The organism is Priestia sp. HNGD-A6, assembly GCF_045784335.1.
Lineage (GTDB): Bacteria > Bacillota > Bacilli > Bacillales > Bacillaceae_H > Priestia > Priestia zanthoxyli.
Map to the genome: position 1 here is coordinate 3,957,278 of NZ_CP138621.1, position 19,012 is coordinate 3,976,289.

The 19,012-nt window shown below is 39.5% G+C and carries 18 protein-coding genes; 14 read left to right on the forward strand and 4 right to left on the reverse strand.

What is annotated here, in order from left to right:
• Nucleotides 1-4: 4 nt before the first annotated feature.
• Nucleotides 5-247: a hypothetical protein gene (locus SCI76_RS20185; RefSeq protein ID WP_028411356.1), complete on the reverse strand. Its 243-nt coding sequence runs from the start codon at nucleotides 245-247 to the stop codon at nucleotides 5-7.
• Between the two features lie 123 nt (nucleotides 248-370).
• Here SCI76_RS20185 and SCI76_RS20190 point away from each other — a divergent pair, with 123 nt between their 5' ends.
• Together SCI76_RS20190 and SCI76_RS20195 are read left to right on the forward strand one after the other, a co-directional pair.
• Nucleotides 371-538 (forward strand): hypothetical protein, encoded by a 168-nt coding sequence (locus tag SCI76_RS20190; RefSeq protein ID WP_165573659.1) that lies wholly within the window; start codon nucleotides 371-373, stop codon nucleotides 536-538.
• A gap of 107 nt (nucleotides 539-645) precedes the next feature.
• On the forward strand, nucleotides 646-1,140 hold the full coding sequence (locus SCI76_RS20195; RefSeq protein WP_407544204.1) for a metal-dependent hydrolase: 495 nt from the start codon (nucleotides 646-648) through the stop codon (nucleotides 1,138-1,140).
• A gap of 36 nt (nucleotides 1,141-1,176) precedes the next feature.
• Here the strand turns inward: SCI76_RS20195 and SCI76_RS20200 are convergent, their stop codons facing one another.
• Together SCI76_RS20200 and SCI76_RS20205 are read right to left on the reverse strand one after the other, a co-directional pair.
• Entirely contained in the window at nucleotides 1,177-2,382 is a 1,206-nt protein-coding gene (locus SCI76_RS20200; RefSeq protein WP_048019872.1) for an ATP-binding protein, read from the reverse strand.
• A 239-nt stretch (nucleotides 2,383-2,621) separates the two neighbouring features.
• Nucleotides 2,622-4,049, reverse strand: a complete 1,428-nt coding sequence (locus tag SCI76_RS20205; protein ID WP_168761231.1) for a deoxyribodipyrimidine photo-lyase — start codon at nucleotides 4,047-4,049, stop codon at nucleotides 2,622-2,624.
• Between the two features lie 165 nt (nucleotides 4,050-4,214).
• On the opposite strand from SCI76_RS20205, the gene SCI76_RS20210 reads away from it, so the two are divergent.
• The 12 genes from SCI76_RS20210 to SCI76_RS20265 all read left to right on the forward strand — a co-directional run bounded on the left by SCI76_RS20210 (nucleotide 4,215) and on the right by SCI76_RS20265 (nucleotide 18,474).
• On the forward strand, nucleotides 4,215-5,099 hold the full coding sequence (locus SCI76_RS20210; protein ID WP_168761230.1) for a hypothetical protein: 885 nt from the start codon (nucleotides 4,215-4,217) through the stop codon (nucleotides 5,097-5,099).
• A 251-nt stretch (nucleotides 5,100-5,350) separates the two neighbouring features.
• Nucleotides 5,351-6,043, forward strand: coding sequence for a copper homeostasis protein CutC (locus tag SCI76_RS20215; RefSeq protein ID WP_014458532.1), 693 nt, complete (start codon nucleotides 5,351-5,353; stop codon nucleotides 6,041-6,043).
• A 262-nt stretch (nucleotides 6,044-6,305) separates the two neighbouring features.
• Nucleotides 6,306-7,670 carry an aspartate aminotransferase family protein gene (locus tag SCI76_RS20220; RefSeq protein WP_063248375.1) on the forward strand — a complete coding sequence of 455 codons (1,365 nt, stop codon included), beginning with the start codon at nucleotides 6,306-6,308 and terminating at the stop codon, nucleotides 7,668-7,670.
• A gap of 1 nt (nucleotide 7,671) precedes the next feature.
• Nucleotides 7,672-9,192, forward strand: coding sequence for an aspartate aminotransferase family protein (locus tag SCI76_RS20225; RefSeq protein WP_063248374.1), 1,521 nt, complete (start codon nucleotides 7,672-7,674; stop codon nucleotides 9,190-9,192).
• Nucleotides 9,170-10,924 (forward strand): IucA/IucC family siderophore biosynthesis protein, encoded by a 1,755-nt coding sequence (locus SCI76_RS20230; RefSeq protein ID WP_063248373.1) that lies wholly within the window; start codon nucleotides 9,170-9,172, stop codon nucleotides 10,922-10,924. Before SCI76_RS20225 ends, SCI76_RS20230 begins: the two co-directional genes overlap by 23 nt.
• On the forward strand, nucleotides 10,921-11,514 hold the full coding sequence (locus SCI76_RS20235; protein ID WP_063248372.1) for a GNAT family N-acetyltransferase: 594 nt from the start codon (nucleotides 10,921-10,923) through the stop codon (nucleotides 11,512-11,514). Before SCI76_RS20230 ends, SCI76_RS20235 begins: the two co-directional genes overlap by 4 nt.
• Nucleotides 11,493-12,782: a lysine N(6)-hydroxylase/L-ornithine N(5)-oxygenase family protein gene (locus SCI76_RS20240; RefSeq protein ID WP_407544208.1), complete on the forward strand. Its 1,290-nt coding sequence runs from the start codon at nucleotides 11,493-11,495 to the stop codon at nucleotides 12,780-12,782. Before SCI76_RS20235 ends, SCI76_RS20240 begins: the two co-directional genes overlap by 22 nt.
• 3 nt (nucleotides 12,783-12,785) lie before the next feature.
• On the forward strand, nucleotides 12,786-13,940 hold the full coding sequence (locus SCI76_RS20245; protein WP_221832095.1) for an MFS transporter: 1,155 nt from the start codon (nucleotides 12,786-12,788) through the stop codon (nucleotides 13,938-13,940).
• Complete coding sequence (locus SCI76_RS20250) at nucleotides 13,937-15,742, forward strand: IucA/IucC family siderophore biosynthesis protein (RefSeq protein ID WP_221832097.1); 1,806 nt, start codon at nucleotides 13,937-13,939, stop codon at nucleotides 15,740-15,742. The genes SCI76_RS20245 and SCI76_RS20250 overlap by 4 nt, the downstream gene beginning before the upstream one ends.
• A gap of 284 nt (nucleotides 15,743-16,026) precedes the next feature.
• Nucleotides 16,027-16,929 carry a formyltetrahydrofolate deformylase gene (gene purU, locus SCI76_RS20255; RefSeq protein ID WP_063248368.1) on the forward strand — a complete coding sequence of 301 codons (903 nt, stop codon included), beginning with the start codon at nucleotides 16,027-16,029 and terminating at the stop codon, nucleotides 16,927-16,929.
• Nucleotides 16,930-17,197: 268 nt separating this feature from the next.
• Entirely contained in the window at nucleotides 17,198-17,992 is a 795-nt protein-coding gene (locus SCI76_RS20260; protein WP_013058746.1) for a thymidylate synthase, read from the forward strand.
• On the forward strand, nucleotides 17,989-18,474 hold the full coding sequence (locus SCI76_RS20265) for a dihydrofolate reductase (RefSeq protein ID WP_016765324.1): 486 nt from the start codon (nucleotides 17,989-17,991) through the stop codon (nucleotides 18,472-18,474). The genes SCI76_RS20260 and SCI76_RS20265 overlap by 4 nt, the downstream gene beginning before the upstream one ends.
• 294 nt (nucleotides 18,475-18,768) lie before the next feature.
• Here the strand turns inward: SCI76_RS20265 and SCI76_RS20270 are convergent, their stop codons facing one another.
• On the reverse strand, nucleotides 18,769-18,987 hold the full coding sequence (locus SCI76_RS20270) for a hypothetical protein (RefSeq protein WP_048019884.1): 219 nt from the start codon (nucleotides 18,985-18,987) through the stop codon (nucleotides 18,769-18,771).
• Between the last annotated feature and the right edge of the window lie 25 nt (nucleotides 18,988-19,012).

The following is a 19,012-nucleotide window of genomic DNA, read 5'->3' on the forward strand; positions in this document are numbered from 1 at the left end:
TTTTTTAGTAATAGTACACGTGGGGAATTTGTGCATGGATTGATTGAAAATTCATGAATAAAAAACAAAACTCCTCAAGAGTACAGCATGCAAGGTCTTCGCAATCGTGAGAATTAAAAAAATCTTCTAGTATAGTTGGTTCGGCGTCTTTAAATAACCAGTGGTGTTCAACATCTTCAAATTTGCCTCGATAAACCTCGCTCAGTCCATAAAAGTCAAATATATCTTCCAACTGCTTTTGGTGCATAGCCATCCCTCCTCTTCTTAGTATAAGAAAAAGAAAGAGATATTAAACAAGCCGTCATACTACTTTGTTTTTTTGAAAAAATCTCGTATAGTTAATAGTAATGACAAGCAAAGGAGTTTCGGCATGTTTACATATATTACGTTATTTGGTTTTCTTGGATTCGCTGTGTATTCGAGTACGTGGATTTATTCCATTGTCAAAAAAGATGGAAGAGCAAAGAAAAATGGAAAGGGTACTCTTATTAGTTTTCTTGTGATGCTTATCGGGTTAGTCGGTATGCAGTTTACATAACTATAGATTATTTTGACATTTTTACCACCTTCACTTATAGTTAACGTTGGGCGAACATATGTATGATTTTGGTTACGGTGCTTGCCTTAAGTTGAAAAAGAAAGAAGGTGGCATATTTGAGATATCACACACATATTGCAACATCGATTGCTGCCGGTGCCGGTGTGGCTATAACAGGAGACGCTTCGTTTACATTTCCTTATGTTGTAGGCATTGCGATTGGAGCGCTGCTTCCTGATATAGATGAACCAAATTCATATATTGGTAGAAGATCTCTTGGTCTCGCAAAAGTCATTAAATCTATTTTTGGACACCGAGGTATCACGCATTCTATTCTTGCAAGTGGACTTATTTTTTATTTACATACGATGTATAACAACGATTTTACATTAGGGATAGCCTATGGATACGCTTTTCATATTCTTGGAGATTTCTTTTCTAAACGAGGGGTACCTTTTTTCTCTCCTCTTAGCAAGAAGAAGTTTAAGCCTCCTTTAACATATGAAACAGGTGGTGGAGCAGAGACTCTCATCTTTTACCTGGCAGTGATAGGAAGTTTCTATATGCTTTATAAGTATCAGCTGTACAACCAGCTGTTTTAAAGAAAGAAGCCATCTGAGTAAATTAGATGGCTTCTTTTACACTTCTACCACATAAAGTTCAGGCGTTTTCATAGGCAGGGTAATGGTAATGCTTGTGCCGTCATTTTCTTCACTTGATACGTGGAAAAAACCATTATGCTCGTTAATAATTTTGTTGCAAATGGTTAGTCCAAGGCCTATTCCTCGTTCTTTGGTTGTATAAAAAGGCTCTCCTATATGAGGGATACGCTTTGAGTCAATTCCACATCCGCTATCTTTTATCACAATGCATAGCGTTTCTCTAGCTGATTTTTCAATCGATACAGCCAGCTTGCCGCCGCTTTCCATAGAATCAATGGCATTTTGTATAATATGAATAAATGCTTGGGTTAGCTGTGTTTTTTGCCCACTAATGAGCAGGGGATATTCTTTTGGATAATGGCGAATGATGTGGATGTTTTTGACTTCGGTAACCGGTTCAAATTGCTTTAATACCTCATCTAGCAAGTCTGTCATAATAAGGCTTTCTGTATAAGCGTACTCTCGTTTAGCTAAGCTCATAAATTCTGCGATAATATGTTCAATTTGTGAGAGTTCGTGCTGAATGAGATCTCGATAAATCATTGTTTTTTTCGGCTGCTGTGTCTCACTGAACAGTTGTATAAACCCTTTAATGGTTGTCAAAGGATTTCTAACCTCGTGTGCGATACTTGCAGCAAGGTGACCAATGACAGAGAGTTTTTCTGAATTCTGGATCTTTTTCTCTGCTTGTCTTTTCTCTGTTACGTCTCGTGAGATAAATACAAACCCTTCGATTTCTCCAGTAGCTGTAATAATTGGAGCGCCTTTACATTCTAATAAAACGATGGTGCCATTCACGTGAAACTTTCGGTATTCAAATGTGGAGGCATCTTTTGTTTTGCTCATGTTAGCTAAAATAGTCGAGATTAGGTGCTTGTCTTCAGGATACGCATTGATAAGCACATGTTGTCCAATAAGTTCATCAGGATAAACCCCTAATGTTTTAGCGTAAGAAGGAGAAGCGTATTCATAAATGCCATCTTCAGTAATAGCACATACTAAATCATGGGTATGAGATAAAATAGCTTGATGCTTTGGTTCATTGTCATCGGCAATGATTCGATCTTTTAATGGATAAAAAAGCTGATCTTCTTGGTTGGTGAAGGTGTGACGAACTTGAGTGCCGCACATTCTGCAAAAATTATAATCTTCCTTATAGTTACAAGAAGGACAAACGGGCATCGAATCACTCCAATCAGATCTATGCAGTGAGAGAGTTCTCAAGCACATATAATCATTATTATATATTCAAATTATAGGAAAAAATATGAAAAATCAAATGTGCTATAGAGAGGGAAACTGGGCTTGAAAACCCTATAAATGGATTTCAAATACATGTTTTTAGTTGCAAATAGATGCGAAATGGGAATTTTTACACATTTAAAAAATTAAGACGTCAAATAAGAGGTGAATAATACCTCTTATTTGATGTCTTGATAATGCTCTAGCGCACGCTCTCTAGCTGCTTTATGATCGACAATTGGAGTCGGATATGTTTTATCAAGCGTAACGTTTGCTTTTTCTAATACGTCTGCTGGAGCCTCCCAAGGTTTATGAATGTAGGAGGAAGGCAGATCTCTAAGCTCTGGAAGCCACTTTTTAATATATTCTCCTTCTTTATCAAATTTTTCTGATTGAGCAGTTGGATTAAAGATACGAAAATATGGCGCGGCGTCTGCTCCCGAGCCTGCAACCCACTGCCAGCCCATTGTGTTGTTAGCTAAATCTGCATCTACTAAGGTATCCAAAAACCAATTGGCTCCGTGTTTCCAATGAATTAAAAGATGCTTTACTAAAAAGGAAGCAGCTACCATTCGAACTCGATTGTGCATAAAACCTGTTTCCCACAGCTCCCGCATTCCGGCATCGACAAGGGGATAGCCGGTTTTTCCATTTTTCCAAGCTTGAAGCTCTTCATTGCCGTCCGCCCACTGAAATTGCTTGAATTTTTCATTCAGCGGTTCACTTGTAGTATGTGGGAAATGATAAAGCAGCTGATAAGCAAAATCTCTCCATACAAGTTGACGAATAAACATTTCAGCTTGATGGTCAAAGGCATCAGAGCTTACTTTTTCTGCTTTAGTTCTCAAATAATGATAAAGTACTCGAACTGAGAGCTGTCCTGTAGAAAAATAAGGAGATAGAAATGAATTTAATGCTTCAGCGGGAAAATCTCGTCCTTTTTCATAGTGAAGCAACTTCTTCTTTAAAAACGTTTTAAAGGCATTAACAGCGCCTTTTTCCGTAGCTTCCCACGTCGACTTAATCGTTTCGTCCCAGGGGATGCTTGGAAGTAAATCGAGATCTGAGACCGAAAGAGATTCAATTGGTTTAGAGAAGGCCTGTATGGAAGTAACTTTTTTTACAGCAGAAGATACGGAATGTTTTTGAGAAGCTTTATAGTAAGCTGTAAATACTTTATAAGGATCTCCATTTTCTTTTGTGATTTTCCAAGGTTCATGAAGGAGAAATCCTTCAAATGTGCGAATATTTATTTGTTGCTCTGAAAAAAAAGCTTGAAGCTCTTTATCTCTTTTGAGCGCATGTGGTTCATAGCGTCTGTTCCAATAAATATCTTGTGCATTCGTTTCATGGAGTAATTTTTGCAACACATCTGTAGGGTTTCCTTTTTGTACAATTAGCGTTCCTTGTATTTGTTCGATCGAAGTTTTAAAGTCATTTAGCGCATGGTGAAGCCACCATTTACTTGCACTTCCCATTGAGTTTTCTTCATGGTCGTCATGGATATAAACAGGTACAACCATTCCTTCTTTAGCTGCGTGAAATAGAGCTGGGTTATCAACCAGCCGAAAATCTTTTCGAATCCATACGATAATGGTTTTATTCATCATGTGCCACCTTTCTATCTGCAATTTGCCTCGATTATAGCTTTTTTCTCATACGTTATACAATTTTGAATGTGTAGAAGGCCTATTTTCTTATGGACGAATTTCAGATTGATGGTAAAAAGAATAACGTAAACAGAGTAAGAGAATGGGAAGGAGCCCTTAAAAATGAGAAATTCGTATGGAATGAAACAAACCGGACAACCGATATCCAATCCATATATGCAAGCAGCACCTAAGCCTGCTAAAATGCCGCCGATGCCTTCTGCAAAGGAAATGCAGGCAATGCCGATACAAGAAGGCACAAAGCAAATGCCGATGCACGGAGAAATGCCGCCGATGAAAGACGGAATGCCGTCGATGCATGGCGGAATGAGTCAAATGCCAACTATGCAAAAAGACATGAATCAAATGCCAATGTACGGAGAACTACCGCCAATGCATGGAGGGATGGATCAAATGCCCATGAAAGACGGAATGCCGCCAATGCATGGAGGGATGGATCAAATGCCCATGAAAGACGGAATGCCGCCAATGCATGGAGGGATGGGTCAAATGCCAATGCATGGAGGAATGCCGCCAATGCACGGAGGGATGGGTCAAATGCCGATGCAAGGTGGAATGCCGCCAATGCACGGAGGGATGGGTCAAATGCCGATGCAAGGTGGAATGCCGCCAATGCACGAAGGAATGTGCCAAATGCCGATGCAAGGTGGAATGCCGCCAATGCACGGAGGAATGGGTCAAATGCCGATGCATGGAGGAATGCCGCCAATGCACGGAGGAATGGGTCAAATGCCAATTCAAGGTGGAATGCCGCCAATGTACGGAGGAATGGGTCAAATGCCGATGCAAGAAGGAATGCCGCCAATGCACGGAGGAATGGGTCAAATGCCGATGCAAGGTGGAATGCCGCCAATGCACGGAGGGATGGGTCAAATGCCGATGCATGATTGCGGATGCCGCGATGTCTCAGCACCTGTTGGTCATCAGCAGCCTCATTCTTTAAATGAGTGGATGTTCATGCAACAAACAAATCCACGCTCTTTTTAATAAACCCTTTACCCTAGATAAAAGGGATGTATTTTTGGATCTTTAGTATAAATATAGAATTTTATTGATTGAAACGTCATGAGAAAAAGAATAGTTCTTACTCTTTTTCCATGACATTCAATTTTTTGAAAATATTAATCACATCTTTTGGGTGTTTTCTTACATAAGAGAGTTTGGTAGAGTTTTTTAAGTATAAATACAGGGAAAAGAAGGCAAAAGCTCTATATTAAAGGGGAAAGGGTGTTTTTAGAATGATATTAGAAGTCACAGCTGCAACCTTGCATGATGCTAAAGTTGCCCAGGAACATGGTGCCGATCGTATAAGTCTTGTAACTGGAATCGGTGAAGGCGGCTTAACCCCAAGCTACGGTTTGATGAAAAAAGTGAAAGAAACGATACATATCCCAATATTTGTGATGATTCGTCCACATAATCAATCTTTTCAATATGATGAAGATGATTTGCAAACAATGATTGAAGATATTCACTATGCAAGAGAAATTGGCATTGATGGAATTGAAATTGGCTGTTTAACAGAAGACAAAATTATCGATGAGCAAGCTTTAAAGCGACTGCTGGATGCGGCAGGAGAAATGAACGTAACGTTCCACTTAGCATTTGATGAAATCAGTGATCAAGAAAAGGCGCTTGAAACGCTTTTAAGCTATAAGCAAATTCAGCGTGTCATGACTTCAGGAGCGGATAAAAGTGCGCTAAACGGTATTCCTCATATTAAAAAGCTGTTAAGAAGAATGAAAGATAAAGATATTATTTTAATCGGGACAAAAGGGCTGAAGCCTGAAAATCTTCAAGCGTTCTTATCCGTTACTCCCGTGAAAGAAATTCGTATTGGTTCAGGGGTTCGAGTAAATTGTCAATATACGAAACCGCTTGACCCAAGGAGTGTAAAAGCTGCAAAAGAAACGATGAATAAGCAAAAGTAACAGAAGTGCTACAAGAAATTGTAGCACTTTTTTATTTGGAAATAGAAAGGGACTTATTACATAGTTTTCCCTAATTGGAAAACAACATAAAACTCTTTCAACCCTTGATACACAAGAGAAATACTGAGTTTTTGCGACTGTAGAGTGAAATAGGAATAATTTCATATTTTCAGAATAATTATTGACAGTGATAATCATTATCATTTATTGTTGTAATTGTTAATGAAAATCATTATCAATTGAACAAACAGGAGGATATGATATGTCAACGTCAACGAAACAACTTACATCAAACGAAATGCTGCTTGCTATGCAAAATGAACGAGAATCCAATGCAAGATCTTATCCTAGACGCCTTCCTATTGCGATTAAACAGGCAAAAGGCGCCGTGATCACGGATATGGATGGAAAAGAGTATATTGATTGTTTAGCAGGAGCCGGCACACTTGCTCTTGGTCATAACCATCACGTAGTTCATGAAGCAATTCAAGACGTTTTAGCAAAATCTATTCCTTTACATACATTAGATTTAACAACGCCTGTAAAAGAAGCTTTTATCGATGAAGTATTCGCTAGTTTGCCGGAAAATTTCGCAAGCAAAGCGAAAATTCAGTTTTGCGGTCCCACTGGAGGAGACGCAATTGAAGCGGCTTTGAAACTTGTGAAAACAGCAACAGGCAACCGAACGATTTTATCTTTTCAAGGGGGATATCACGGCTCCACACACGGAACATTAAGTATCAGCGGTACAACGAGTCCAAAAAAGCACATTCATGCGCTAGTGCCAGATACACATTTTTTACCCTACCCATATGAATATCGCTGCCCTTTTGGCATAGGTGCTGAAGGACACACGTATATTAGTACATATATTGAAAATATGCTGGATGATCCTGAGAGCGGAATTGTTACTCCTGCCGGTGTTGTAGTAGAAATTGTACAAGGAGAAGGAGGCTCTGTTCCAGCACCGATTCCATGGTTAAAAGAGCTTCGTCGAATTACAAAAGAACGAAATATTCCGCTTATTGTGGATGAAGTTCAAACTGGAATTGGACGAACAGGAAAACTGTATGCATTTGAGCACGCTGATATCGAACCAGATGTATTAGTACTGTCTAAAGCCATTGGAGGAAGCCTTCCATTATCCGTTGTTCTGTATGATAAAAGGCTTGATCAATGGGAAGCAGGTGCACATATCGGCACCTTTAGAGGAAATCAGCTTGCAATGGCTACAGGGCGGGCTACTCTGCAATTTATAAAACAAGAAAACTTACCTGCGCATGCTCACGAGTTGGGAGCCTACATTCAAAGCCAGCTAAGACATATTCAAAAGCAAGTATTGTCGATTGGAGATGTACGCGGAAGAGGTTTGATGCTGGGTGTTGAAATCATCGACGCGACAAAGCCGGCTAATAAAATCGGCAGTCATCCTGCAAACGGTGAGTTAGCTAAGCTGATTCAAAAAGAATGTTTTGACAGAGGCGTCATTTTAGAAGTCGGTGGAAGGCATGGTGCTGTTATTCGTTTGCTTCCTCCATTAATTTTAACGAAACAACAAACGGATGAAATATTAACGAAATTTGAAGAAGCGGTAAAAGCAGCAGAAGAGAAGTGGGTGAATAAATAGAATGGCACCGTTTGAAAAGTGGTTTTTATCATCATCAAAGGAAAGCCTCGAGAATTATGAAGCGATGATAGGCGGAATGACTGAGATGATCAAACGTCACTACTGTGAATTAAAGTCCGCTTATACTCACATCGACGTTGAAGAGTTGTCAAACTTAGTCAATCGTTCTGTCTATTTTAGCAAGCACGAACAGCCGCTAGAAGATTTATTTGATAACGTACAAGCAGTAGTGATGAATCATTCGCTTCATATTTCGCATCCCGGAGCAATGGCGCACTTGCATTGCCCTCCGATTATACCCGCTCTTGCTGCGGAAGTGATGATTTCTGCTTTGAATCAATCTATGGACTCGTGGGATCAAAGTCCGGCAGCTACGTATATAGAAGATAAAGTGATTGATGAGTTAACACAACAAATTGGTTATCCAAGCTCATCTTCAGGCATTTTTACAAGCGGAGGGACGCAGTCAAATTATATGGGACTCCTGCTTGCTCGTAATGAATATTGCCATTCTGCCTTTTCAATGGATGTTAGTAAAGAAGGCTTACCGTTCCAAGCTAAAAAACTGCGGATTTTCTGCTCGGAAAAAGCGCACTTTACGGTGCAACAATCTGCAGCTCAGCTTGGGCTGGGCATGCGTGCAGTGGTGAGTGTAAAGTGCAATGAGCAGCATGAAATGGATATAAAAAGCTTAGAAGAAGCAATACAGGAAGTGAAAGCTCAGGGCAACCTTCCCTTTGCTATTGTAGCAACGGCAGGTACAACAGATTTTGGCAGTGTAGATCCTCTTTTTGAAATAAGTGAGCTTGCTAAAAAAGAAGGGCTCTGGCTCCATGCTGACGCCGCTTATGGAGGAGGGCTGCTGTTTTCCCATAAGTACCGTGAACGCTTACAAGCTCTTGAACAAGCGGATTCTATCACGATGGATTTTCATAAATGGTTTTATCAGCCTGTAAGCTGCGGAGCATTTTTGCTGAAAAATTCAGCTATGTTTAAACACATTCAGCTTCATGCAGATTATTTAAATCCTGAAGAAGATGAGCATGTGCACTTAGTAGACCGCAGCATTCAAACGACAAAGCGGTTTGACGCCTTGAAGCTCTGGCTTACTTTCGGTGCAGTAGGTGCAAATGAATACGGAGAAATGGTTGACCACACGATTGAAACTGCTAAGCAAACAGCTGACTACTTACAAAAACAAAGGAATGTAGAAGTGTTAAATGACCCTTATATGAACGCGGTTGTCTTTCGCTATGTACCAGATATTTTATATAGTGATTGTCAAAAGCAGCAGCATTATGAAAATAGGTTGAATCAGCGTATTCAGCAGCACTTATACGAAAAAGGCACGTTTATCATGGCAAAAACAAAGCATAAAGAGCGAGTCTATTTAAAACTAACGATGTTAAATCCTATGATTACATTTGATTCTGTTGTCACTCATTTAGAAGAAGTTGTTGCTTTAGGCAAACAGTTGGAGAAAAAGGAGGAGCGATTACGTGAACGCTCAGTTATCGGCTAATTTTATTACGATGCAAAACATTATTAATTGCTATATTCGAGAGACAGGTAAGGGAGTATGGCAGTCCGTTTCAGAAATAAAAAGTGAGGAAACGCTCGTTCTTAGACTAGAAAAACAGCCGGTAACTCTTTACTTTCCAGTAAAGTACCGCTCAGCCACCGGACGTCACTTGTTCTTTTCAAACTTTTCTTATCGTATTCAGCAAGAGGAGATTAAGGAGTTAGATATCGTCACTCTTTTGGCCTTTCTTTTAAAAGAAGTAACGGATCATTTAGTACAAGTAAATGAGCTAATTATACGTGTTCTATTAAGCTATGAAAATATGAAATTATTCATTGAAAAAAGGCAGAAAGAGTTAGAGACGTGCTATAAATGGGACAAAACGTTCTTAGAATCTGAACAGTCCCTGCTTATTGGGCACCAGCTGCATCCAACACCTAAAAGCCGCCAAGGGATATTACCTGAAGAAGAAGAGGTATTTGGACCTGAAGTGAACGGGGAATTTCAGCTTCATTATTTTAAAGCGCATGCATCTCTCGTTGCAGAACAGTCCGCTGGAAATCAAACCGCTTCACAGCTTATTAAAGAGCAGCTGAAAAAAGATAAGACGGTTTCTGAAGAATTCATACATTCTTATTGCCAAGCGGACGATTATTCACTTATACCTATGCATCCGCTGCAAGCTCGTTATCTTTTAGGAAAAGAAGAAGTGTGCCAATGGATTCAAAAAGGCAGGCTTGCTTATCTAGGGCCACACGGTCAGCCGTTTTATCCGACTTCGTCTGTTCGAACCGTATACAGTAACAATGCAGATGTGATGTACAAATTTTCCATTCCGGTAAAGATCACTAATTCACTGAGAGTGAACAAACGCAAAGAATTAAGCAGAGGGGTAGAAGTTAGCCGTTTATTGCAAAAGGGATTACAGGCGGAGCTTCACGAAAATCATCCGGCTTTTCAAGTAATTGAAGACCCTGCTTACATCACGCTTGGAGAAAAGGAGCTTGGATTTGAAGTTATGATTCGAAGCAATCCTTTTCAAGGTAAGCAAGGGGATCGTACAACACTTCTAGCCAGTTTGTGTCAAGATCATGTGTTTGGAGAAGCTTCTCAAATTGAAAATATTATTCATCACATTGCTGCAAGTGAAAATAGCACGACTGAAGATGTAAGCAAGCGCTGGTTTAAACGCTATTTAGACGTATCTTTTCATCCTATGATGTGGCTTTACACTCAAAAAGGAATTGCGCTGGAAGCTCATCAGCAAAACTCCGTTATTAAACTTGATGAAAACGGACATCCATCGGTGTTTTACTACCGCGATAACCAAGGCTATTACTTTATGAAATCAAAGGAACAAGAGCTTCGCAAGCTGCTTCCTTTCTTAAACGGAGAAAGCGATACGGTCTGTGATGACGCTATAGCAGAAGAAAGATTTCGTTATTACGTATTTTTTAATCATATTTTAGGATTAGTTAACGCTTTTGGTGCAGCTGGCCTCACTCAAGAATCAGATCTGCTATTGATTTTGCGACAAGAGATCGAGATGTACAAAGAAAAAGATCATACAGGGCTTGTTTCATCAATGTTAGAAGAGAAAGTGCTTCCTTGCAAAGCCAACTTCTTAACGCGCGTTCATGATATGGATGAGCTGGTAGGATCTCTTGAAACACAGTCTGTTTATGTAAATGTCGAGAATCCATTGTTCGAATCTGCAGGTGTACGTGTATGAAATCAGCCTTGCAAACGCAGTATCCATTTATGATTCAGCAAAAGGAGCAGAGCATTACCTTTCGCTCTGTTTCTTTTGCAAAAGATTTCGAACGGCTGTACAAGTGGATGCATGAACCGCATGTTATTCCGTATTGGAATTTAAATATTTCAAAACAGGCGTACGAGCAGCATTTAAAAACATTTCTCGCTGATTCCCATCAAAAACTGCTAATCGGAGAAATTGATGGTGTACCTATGAGCTATTGGGAATCTTATATGGTTGAAGGCGACATAATCAGTAACTATTATCCTTATGAAAAAGGAGATCAAGGGATTCATTTATTAATTGGAGAACCTGATTTTTTAGGAAAAGGCTATATTTATCCGCTCCTTCTTAGTTTACTAAAGCACAAGTTCGAGGTAGCGGATACTGCTAAAGTAATAGCGGAGCCAGATAGACGAAATGAAAAAATGATTGCAGTATTTAAAAAATGTGGGTTTCAATTCATGAAAGAAGTGTCGCTGCCTGATAAAACGGGTGTACTGCTGAAATGTGAAAGAGAAGTATTTGAAAGAAGGTGGAACGAATGGAACAACGGGACATTTTAGACGTAATTGGAGTAGGAGTTGGTCCATTTAATTTAGGATTAGCCGCTTTAATCGATAAAACAGATTGTACATATAAATGTTTTGAACAAAAGAATGAGTTTAATTGGCATCCAGGAATGCTTTTGGAAGGAACAACACTTCAAGTGCCGTTTATGGCAGATGTGGTCACGATGGTGGATCCGAAGAGTCCATACACCTTCTTGAATTATTTGCATGAGCATGAGCGCTTGTATCAGTTTTATTTCTTTGAAAAGTTTCATATTCCGAGAAATGAATACAATCACTATTGCCGCTGGGTAGCGAGCCAGCTGAGTGGGCTTGAATTTAACAGCACAGTAAAAGAAGTAAAAATGCATGAAGATGCTAAGCCTTACTACGAAGTAACAGTTGAAAAAGAAGGAAAGCTTTATACCTATTACAGCTATCATCTTGTTACTGGAGTAGGTACGCAGCCCGTAGTGCCAAGAGACTTTCAAACAGTGGCAAGCGATACGTTTTATCACTCCGCTCATTACAAAATGAAGCGTCAGCAAACGCTGCAGGCTAAAAGCATAACCGTAATTGGCTCTGGTCAAAGTGCAGCTGAAATTGTCTATGATTTACTTCAACAGCAGCCTGAGTTTGAGTATAAGCTGAATTGGTATACGCGCTCAAAAGGTTTTTATCCAATGGAATATTCAAAGCTTGGTCTTGAACATTTTTCACCGGATTATACCCGCTATTTTTACAGATTGCCCGAAGAGAAAAAAGAGAGCGTTTTACGAAATCAAGCTCTCCTCTATAAAGGAATAAGCTTTGAAACAATCGGGAATATTTATGATTTGATTTACGAACGAACAATTGGAGGAAAAGAAGTGCCTCTAATGATGCGCGCGCTTACGGAACTTGCAGGTGTTGAAAAGATAAACGATACACATCTTCTGACTCTTCACCAATACGAGCAGGACTCATTTGAAAAAGAAGAAAGTGAAATTGTCATTATGGCTACTGGCTATCATGCAAAAGAGCCTGCTTTTATGGAAGGTTTAAAAGAACATGTACTATTCGATGAAAAAGGCCAGCTGAAAATTAACGAACGCTATCAAGTTGAGATGAAGAAGAAAGGAGCCCCGCTATTTGTGCAAAACGGAGAGCTTCATACACACGGAGTTGGAGCACCGGACTTAGGTTTAGGCGCTCATCGCAATGCTGTTTTGATTAACCAAATTGCAGGCAAAAGCGTGTACAAAATATATAAAAATACTGTTTTCCAAAAGTTCGGATTTTAAGAAATGATTTCTCCGCGCTTTGTTTTTATCTGCTTGTTTATGACCATGACGTCAGAAGTATTATTATCACCATTTTATCCACAGTATTTTACACATGCATTTCATGTAGATGGAGTGGCGATGACGTCTTTTTTCATTATTTGCTGCCGGATTGTGGTCATTGTTATGACACCTTTATGGGGAATGCTGTTTAAGAAATGGAACGTAAAATATGTAGTTGTAACGTCACTTTTAATGACGGCCTTAATTAAAGTCATTTTGAGCGAAGTTTCTACTTTTTATGGATTTTTAGCTACTTCCTTAGTGCTGCTCCTATTTCAAAGCAGTTTATATCTTTTGTACCCCTATTTAGTAGGCGGCATGAAAAAAGGACAGAAAAAGGCAAGTGCTGCAACAACGTATGTATTTATTGTTCATACGGCGATTATTGTCGCTAGCTTGTTTGGAAGTACGGTTATTGCATGGGAAATGCCGCTTAACGTATATCAATACTTTGCTTTAATTGATATGGTACTGGCCGTATGGCTCTTAACAAGAAAAGCATTACCTTTAAAAGCAGAAAAAACGCCATCCATTCAAAGCATAAACGAGCCCATCTTTTTTTATTTGCTGGCGATTTTCTTTTTTTACCTTGGGCACAATGTCATTCGCCCTTATTTTACATTGTTTACACATGAAACATATGGCATGAGCAGTCAAGGCGGCGCTTTGCTGTATGCGATGCCGAGTATTATGGCGATTGTCTTAAAGCTTACGGTACCTACCAAACTATTGAACGGCAACGTTATACCGCTTTTTTATGGCATAACGGGTGCTAGTGTTTTGGTGCTGTGTTTGCAGGCATATGCTGATCATCTCAGCGTGTTTATTATCAGCCGAATTTTATATGGATCCGGGTTTTATCTCAGCATGGTTATACTGGATATCTATTTATTTCGAAAAAGTAAAGAAGCGGCTGCTTACTATTACAGCTGGCTTATTGCTGTTCAAAATATCGCTCTGCTGATTGCACCGATTGTAGCATTAGAAATCAGCAAAGTGGATTTGGCATTTCCTTTAGTAGCGGGAGCAGCTGCTTTGCTAGCTGCTAGCGCTGTAATGCCGCTGCGTAATAAAACAATCCCTATTCTAAGACAAGTAAAGGAGAATGAAGGATGAAAATCAAAGAAACGAATCTTTCCGTATTTAATAAGCAATCATGGGAAAAAGCAAATCGACAGCTTTTAGCTAAAATGCTGCAGGAATTTATGTATGAAAATATTATTGAGCCGAAACAACTGCAAAAACAGGGTGCGATTGCTATGTATCAATGGGAAGACCATCGGGGCGTTACGTATACATATCAAGCTCAACAGCGAATGTTTGATAGTTTTTCTGTACTGCCAGAAAGTATTAAACTAACATCTCAAACGTCAAACCCCACATTTTCAGAAGCACTGCAGCTGTTAATTAGCTTATCTGAAGACAAAGGAATGTCTAGCTCAACTGCAGGCCACTTAGCAAAAGAATATTTTCATACATTAGTAGCAGATTTGCATTTACAAAATCGAAAATCAGCTGATGAATTAGCAGATATGGATTATGCAGAGCTAGAAGGTGAAATGACGGGACATCCTTGGATTACGTATAATAAAGGGCGCATTGGGTTTGGTTATGATGACTATCTTCGGTTTGCGCCTGAGCAAAAACAAGAAATTCAGCTTTCATGGATTGCTGTAGAGAAGCAAATTGCTTCATTTCATTCGTTGGATACCCTTGGTTTTGATGATGTCATGAAGAAGGAGTTAAGCGCTGAGACGCTAGCTGAATTTGAAAAAGAGTTAACAAGCCAAAGTTTTTTACCTGCGGACTATTATTATATTCCCGTCCATGAATGGCAGTGGCTGAATGTAATTGTTCCTTTATTCGCTGAATACATTGCAAATAATTTAATTGTTCCGTTAGGAGAAGGTGAAGATCAATACTTGCCTCAGCAGTCGATTCGTACATTTGTGAATACAACAAATCGAGATAAATATCATGTAAAGCTTCCCATGAGTATATTAAATACCCTTGTATACAGAGGGCTTCCAAGTGAGCGGACGGTCATTGCACCTCAAGTCACTCAGCACATTAAAGGCATACGAGATCGCGATGCGTTTTTAAAAGATACGTGCAAAGTAGGACTTTTAGGTGAAGTGGCTACGTTAAACGTAACTCAGCCGACGTTCGCTTCTATTAAAAATGCGCCTTATCAGTATCTAGAGATGCTTGGAGTCGTTTGGCGTGAAAGCATTTATCAAGAGCTAGAAGAAGGAGAGCATGCGATTACGCTAGCTGCGCTTTTACATGTTGACAGTAAAGGGAAAGCTTTAGTTTCGTCATATATTGAAAAGTCAGGCTTAACTCCTAACGAGTGGATTGATGCGCTAACCAGCGCTGTGTTGCCGCCGCTACTTCATTACTTGTATCAATACGGCACTGTATTTTCCCCGCACGGTCAAAATACGGTACTGGTTCTTAAAAACAACAAGCCCGTTCGAATTATTATGAAGGATTTTGTAGACGACGTGAATATTAGCGATCAGCCGTTTGAAGAACTGCAGCAGCTATCTTTTGAATTAAAAGAAGTGCTGCGCAGCGAAGAGCCGGAAGGATTGACGCAGTTTATTTTAACAGGGTTATTTGTTTGTCACTTCCGCTATTTAGCAAGCATCTTAGAAGAGCATGAAGGTGTAGAAGAAGCAGACTTTTGGAAAAGTGTACGAGCAGAAATCTTGCATTATCAAGCATCATTTCCACATTTGAAAAAACGATTTGAACTGTTTGATTTATTACGTCCAACCATTACGAAATTAACGTTAAATCGAAATCGAATGTTTGATTACGGATACGAAGATGACGGAGATCGTCCTCACGCAAGCGAATATGGTACGGTGAGGAATGCCTTGCATGAAGTTAGTGAAAAAGCCGTGCAATAATAAGGAAAAGCCGCTGGTGTTGTGCCAGCGGCTTTTTATGGTTAATTCAAAAGCAGGAAGCGAAGGGGATGAGCTGCAGCACTTTAGGAAACACTCATTTTATGTATGTGTAGAACGTAAAGATCAGTGAATGAACGATTTGATGGAGTAGATGGTAGAACAACAAATACGCAAGCCGAAGCAAACGTTTCGGCTTTCTTTTGTCAAAGCCTTATTTCAATGTCGCATCGCTACAAGGATAATGGTACAATTGTCTGTATATTTAAAAAAAGAGAGGGAATTACATGAAATCGCATATTCAAAAACATTTAACTTCATATAAAGAGAAATATAAAAACCGAGGTCGGCTGCTAATTAGCTGTCCGGACAAACCGGGTATTGTAGCCGCTGTGTCTACGTTTTTACATGAGCACGGTGCAAATATTGTAGAATCAAGTCAACATTCAACAAACCATGAAGGCGGCATGTTTTTTATCCGTTTCGAATTTGAATGTGAGGATTTATTAGCTAAAGAAGTAAAGCTAGAAGAAAGCTTCAAAAAGATTGCCGATACATTTTCGATGAACTGGCAGTTTACATATGCTCATAATTTGAAAAAAACAGCTATTTTTGTGTCAAAAGAGCCTCACTGTCTGCTAGAGCTGCTGTGGGCGTGGGAAAGCGGAGACTTGATGACAGACATCGCTGTCGTTGTAAGCAATCACGAAGATGCGCGCGAAGTAGTTGAATCGTTTGGCATTCCATTTAAGTATATACCAGCGACAAAAGACATTCGTCAAGAAGCAGAAGCAAAACAGCTTCAAGTATTAAAAGATTATGATATTGATGTAATTATCTTAGCGCGTTATATGCAAATTTTAACGCCGACCTTTGTGGCTGAAAATCCGTATCGCATTATTAATATTCACCATTCATTCTTACCGGCATTCATTGGAGCACGTCCATATGAACGTGCATATCAACGAGGCGTAAAATTAATTGGTGCTACGTCTCACTATGTAACGGACGACTTGGATGAAGGACCAATTATTGAACAAGATATTGAACGCGTGAATCACCGTGATGATGCGGATGACTTAAAGAAAAAAGGCCGCTTAATTGAACGTACGGTGCTTGCACGCGCTGTGAAATGGCACTTAGAAGACCGCATTTTAGTGCATGAAAACCGCACAATTGTATTTAATTAACAAAGATTAAGCTGTTAAAAAGTAGTTTAGCCGAAGGAAGATCCGAACGATGAATTGAGATTCTTGAGAGAGAATGAAATTCGTTCGGATTTTTTTATGGTCATGGTAAACGTAGGTTTCATTAGGTCTCATTCTCGTTTTTTTTTTAGGGGAAATCGCGTACCTACATGATAAAGAACTTTTCTATATGAGCTGAGATTTAGTTGTTTACTTAGCCCGTGAACACTTATACAATAGAAAAGGACTTTTAATAAAGGAAGTGTCGGAAGTGAAACAATATCTTGAACTTTGCGAGCATGTGTTAGCAAATGGAACAAAAAAAGAAGATCGGACAGGAACAGGTACAATTAGCACATTTGGCTATCAAATGCGTTTTAATTTACAAGAAGGTTTCCCGGTATTAACGACAAAAAAACTTCATTTGAAATCAATTATTCATGAACTGCTTTGGTTTTTACAAGGAGATACAAACGTTAAGTATTTACAAGATAACGGCGTGCGCATTTGGAATGAATGGGCGGATGAAAACGGCGAGCTTGGCCCTGTATATGGTCATCAGTGGCGTTCATGGCCAACGCCGGACGGCGAAAAAATTGATCAAATTACAAATGTTATTAATCAAATCAAAAACAATCCTGATTCGCGCCGCTTAATGGTAAGCGCCTGGAATGTATCTGATGTAGACAATATGGCTTTGCCGCCTTGTCACTGCTTATTTCAGTTTTATGTAGCGGACGGCAAATTGTCTTGTCAATTGTATCAGCGCTCAGCTGATATTTTCCTAGGCGTACCGTTTAATATAGCTTCATATGCGCTGCTTACAATGATGGTGGCACAAGTGTGTGATTTAGAGCCAGGTGATTTTGTTCATACGTTTGGTGATGCGCATATCTACAGCAATCACATCGAACAAGTAAACCTGCAGTTAACGCGTGAGCCTCATGCATTACCAAAAATGAAAATTAATCCAGACGTAAAGTCAATTTTTGACTTTAAATTTGAAGACTTTGAGTTAGTAGATTATAATGCGCATCCTCATATCAAAGGAGCTGTGAGCGTATGATTTCCCTCATTGTCGCAATGGATCAAAATAGGCTGATAGGTAAAGAGAATGATTTGCCATGGCGTCTTCCGGAAGATTTAAAGTATTTCAAGCGCATCACAACGAGTCATACGATTGTAATGGGAAGAAAAACATTTGAATCAATTGGACGACCGCTCCCTAATCGCGAAAATGTGGTTCTTACGCGTCAAAAAGATTATCAGCAAGAAGGAGCTACCGTTATTCATTCAGTTGAGGAACTAGAAGCATTAGATGCTGAAAAAGAAGACGAGCTCTTTGTGATTGGTGGAGCTACTCTATATGAGCAAACATTAGACGTTGCAAACCGACTTTATATTACGCATATTGAAGAATCGTTCGAAGGAGATACACATTTTCCTGCGATTGATTTGAGCGAATGGAAAGTTATTTCGAAGCAGCAAGGAATTAAAGATGAAAAAAATCCCTACACGTATTATTTTACCGTATACGAGCGAAGCTGATTTCCCTTATTAAAAAAATGCGAGTCTGGGACAAAAGTATGGTAGTTGAAGAAAGATCCGAACGATTTATCGTTTGGATCTTTTTTTGTAATGGTCAACGTAGGTTTCATGTATGTAGGTGCTTTTAGCAGTTGATTGAAGGGCCAGGCGAAGACTCAGGCGGGAGCGGAAGCAATGAGGAGGCTCACCGTCCGCGGAAAGCGAAGTCTTGCACGGAAATCAACTGCGGTGTAAAAACCGATTCATATTAGACGTCTTTAGGTGGGAATGATTTCGTTATGTCTCAATCTCTTTTTATATGGATTTTAATTGCCTTATCATTTCGTGAAAAGCGGCTGTGCTAACAAACTGTTCAGCGCTCCAGTTTGCTTCAATCCATTGAATCAGCTCGCTTGGTGTATTAAAAACTTCTCCGCTTGTGTCTGCTTTGCGAAGCATATATCTACCGTTTTCTTCATCTGCAACTACTTCGCACGGAATGGCACTTTCATAACTTTGAAGTGAAAACTCCATTTATTCCACAACCTTTCTTAATTTA